The sequence below is a fragment of the Desulfosarcina sp. genome, assembly GCF_041551955.1.
Lineage (GTDB): Bacteria > Desulfobacterota > Desulfobacteria > Desulfobacterales > Desulfosarcinaceae > Desulfosarcina.
Map to the genome: position 1 here is coordinate 1 of NZ_JBFELV010000540.1, position 3,048 is coordinate 3,048.

Annotated in this window: 2 protein-coding genes; both read left to right on the forward strand. The window is 56.3% G+C overall.

Going from position 1 to position 3,048, the window contains the following annotated elements; all coding sequences use genetic code 11:
• On the forward strand, positions 1-1,975 hold a 1,975-nt coding region (locus ABYV26_RS23775), incomplete at its 5' end, for a response regulator (RefSeq protein WP_372683835.1).
• Positions 1,972-3,048, forward strand: a 1,077-nt coding sequence (locus tag ABYV26_RS23780) for a response regulator (RefSeq protein WP_372683836.1), incomplete at its 3' end; no start/stop codon positions are given. The genes ABYV26_RS23775 and ABYV26_RS23780, both read left to right, overlap by 4 nt.

Genomic DNA, 3,048 nt, shown 5'->3' on the forward strand with positions numbered 1-3,048 from the left:
CAACATGAGCCATGAGATCCGCACCCCCATGAATGGCGTGCTGGGCATGGCCGGGCTGCTGCTGCAAACGGACCTCGATGCCGAACAGGACCGTTTCGCGACCACGATCCAGAAATCGGGTGAGTCCCTTCTGGCAATTATCAATGACATCCTTGATTTTTCTAAAATAGAAGCCGGTAAGCTTGAACTGGAGGCGATCAATTTCGACCTGCAGATGCTGGTGGATGATGTCGTTCAGATGCTGGCTTCCCGTGCACATGCCAAGCGGCTTGAATTGGCCGCGTTTATTCCCGAGGGCACCGATATTTACCTGAAGGGCGACCCCACCCGGCTGCGACAGGTGCTGACCAATCTGGTGGCCAATGCAGTTAAATTCACCGAACAGGGTGAGGTCGTGGTCAAGGTGTCGACCATCCGCCAACCGGATAATAAGGTGACGCTGCATGTGTCCACCCGGGACACCGGCATCGGGATCACCCCGGCAGATCGTCAGAGACTGTTTACCCCATTTTCCCAGGCCGATGGCTCCACCACCCGGAAATACGGCGGCACCGGTCTCGGTTTGGCCATATCGGCAGAGCTGATCGCCTTGATGGGCGGCGCACTGGAATGCGAGAGTCAACCCGGTTTAGGATCCACCTTCTTTTTCTCGATTGAGCTGGAGCGAAGCTTGCAAAAAGAGAAAAAGAAACCTCTTGCCAATACCGTTGACCTGGATGGCTGCCGGGTGCTGATCATTGACGACAACGCGACCAATCGGGAAATCCTGGTGCGCCAAACCGCCTCATGGGGCATGGATAGCCATAGTGCCGGCGGGGGAGAAGAAGGCATCGGGCTGGTGGCTGACGCGCAAGGACAGGGGATGCCATTCGACCTGGTGATCCTTGACCGGGATATGCCAGGTATGGATGGCATGGCGGTGGCTCGGCAGATCAAAACCACGCCCGCTATTGCCGACACGCCGATGATCATGTTGACTTCGGTGGGTTTGCGCGGCGATGCCAATACGGCCCAGAAATGCGGTATATCCGCCTACCTGACCAAGCCGGTCAGGCAGTCCGATTTAAATGCCACCCTGGTCAATGTGGTTTGCAGTGATCCGGCTGGTGAGGATCGTCAACTGGTTACCCAATACAGCATCGCCGAAGAGATGCGGCGGTTTGATATCCATGTACTGGTGGCGGAGGACAATTCGACCAACCAGGAAGTTGCCCAGGGTATGCTCAGAAAGTTGGGCTGCCGGGTCGATCTGGTTTCCAATGGGCGCGAGGCGCTGAAAGCATTTTCCAGATGCAGCTATGATCTTGTATTCATGGATTGCCAGATGCCGGTGCTGGACGGCTATCAGGCGACCGCCGACATTCGGCGCCAAGAGGAGAATAAGGGCGGTCTACAGCACACCCCCATCATTGCGCTGACCGCCCATGCCCTTGAAGGGGACAAACAGAAATGCCTGGCGGCGGGGATGGATGATTACATGAACAAACCATTCCGGTCGGAGGAGATGCTGGCGATGATCGAGCGCTGGGCCGGTGATCGACCCGCCGACAAGAAAAAGCCTACGCCGCCGGAAAACGGCATTGAACCCAAGCAAGCACGCGATGAATCCAAAGAGAACCCCACAGCTTCCATCGACAGGCAAATATTGAATACCCTCAAGGAGCTTCAGATCGAAGGGGAGCCCGATTTTCTCGAGCGGGTCGTTGTGACCTACTTGGATGGATCACACCCGTTGATCGGGCAGTTGGAAACGGCCTTTTCAGAAAAGAATATCGATGAGATGCGACTGATTGCCCACCGGCTCAAATCCAGCAGTGCCAATGTAGGCGCCATGCGGCTGTCTGAATTCAGCCGGATGCTGGAAAAGGACTGCGCCAAGAACGCAGGAGAAGATGCAGAAATGATGGTTTCTGCCATTGTTGCCGAATTTGCCGAGGTAAAGAAAGATTTGGAAAGGGAGATTCGTACCGGATGATTGATGCTGCAGATCGTGGGGCGCGCCCCTTGGCACTGGTTGTGGACGACGAGCCGTCATTGCGGCTATTTATGGGTGCGGCGCTGAAAAAGTCCGGCTTCAGCGTGATTGAGGCAGACCACGGTCAGACGGCGCTGGATCTTTTTGCCAGCGACAAGCCGGATCTCATCCTGCTTGACCTGGTCATGCCGGGAATGGACGGCTTCGAGACCTGCACCGCCGTTCGCGTGCTTCCCGGAGGACGTTACACCCCCATCCTCATGGTGACCGGCTCGGATGATGACGCCTCCATCGAAAAGGCCTTTGAAGCCGGTGCCAGTGATTTCGTTTCCAAACCGATCAACTGGACGATGCTGGGTCACAAGGCCAAATACCTGTTGCGGGCTGGTCAGGCGTTCAAGGAACTGGATCGCAACCGCAGCCGCCTGACCAAAACCCAGGAGCTGGCCAAGTTGGGCAATTGGCAGATCGACCTGGCGGGCTCCGAATTCAGCTGCTCATCCAAAGCCTGTCGCCTGCTTGGACTCGATGGCCAGCGCCAGGCCTCCTACGCTGATTTTCTATCGCCGATTATTGCCCGTGAACGCGATGCGGTGAAGGAAAAGATCGATCAGGCGGTGCAATCCAAGAAGACGATCGTTCTCAACTACCCGGTCATTCTCCCTGACGGCACCCAGAAACACATATTAAATCAAGCGGAGGTGCTTTACAGCAAGGAAGGCACCCCGGAAGTGATGCTGGGGGTGATTCAGGATGTGACCCAACTGAGGCGTGCCGAGGAGGAGATTCGTCTGCTTGCGTTTTATGACAGCCTGACCGGGCTGGCCAATCGATCCCTGTTTCTGGATCGACTCGAACATACCATTGCCGGTGCCCGTCGCACGGGTCAGAAATTTGCCCTGCTGTTTCTTGACCTCGATCAGTTCAAGCTGATCAATGATACCCTGGGTCACCATATTGGGGACCTGCTCCTCAAGCAGGTGGCCACCAGGATCAAGACCAACATCCGCAGCAGCGACACGGCAGCCATCATCGGCTTGGACCCGCAGGAGTCGGTTATCGCCAGACTCGGC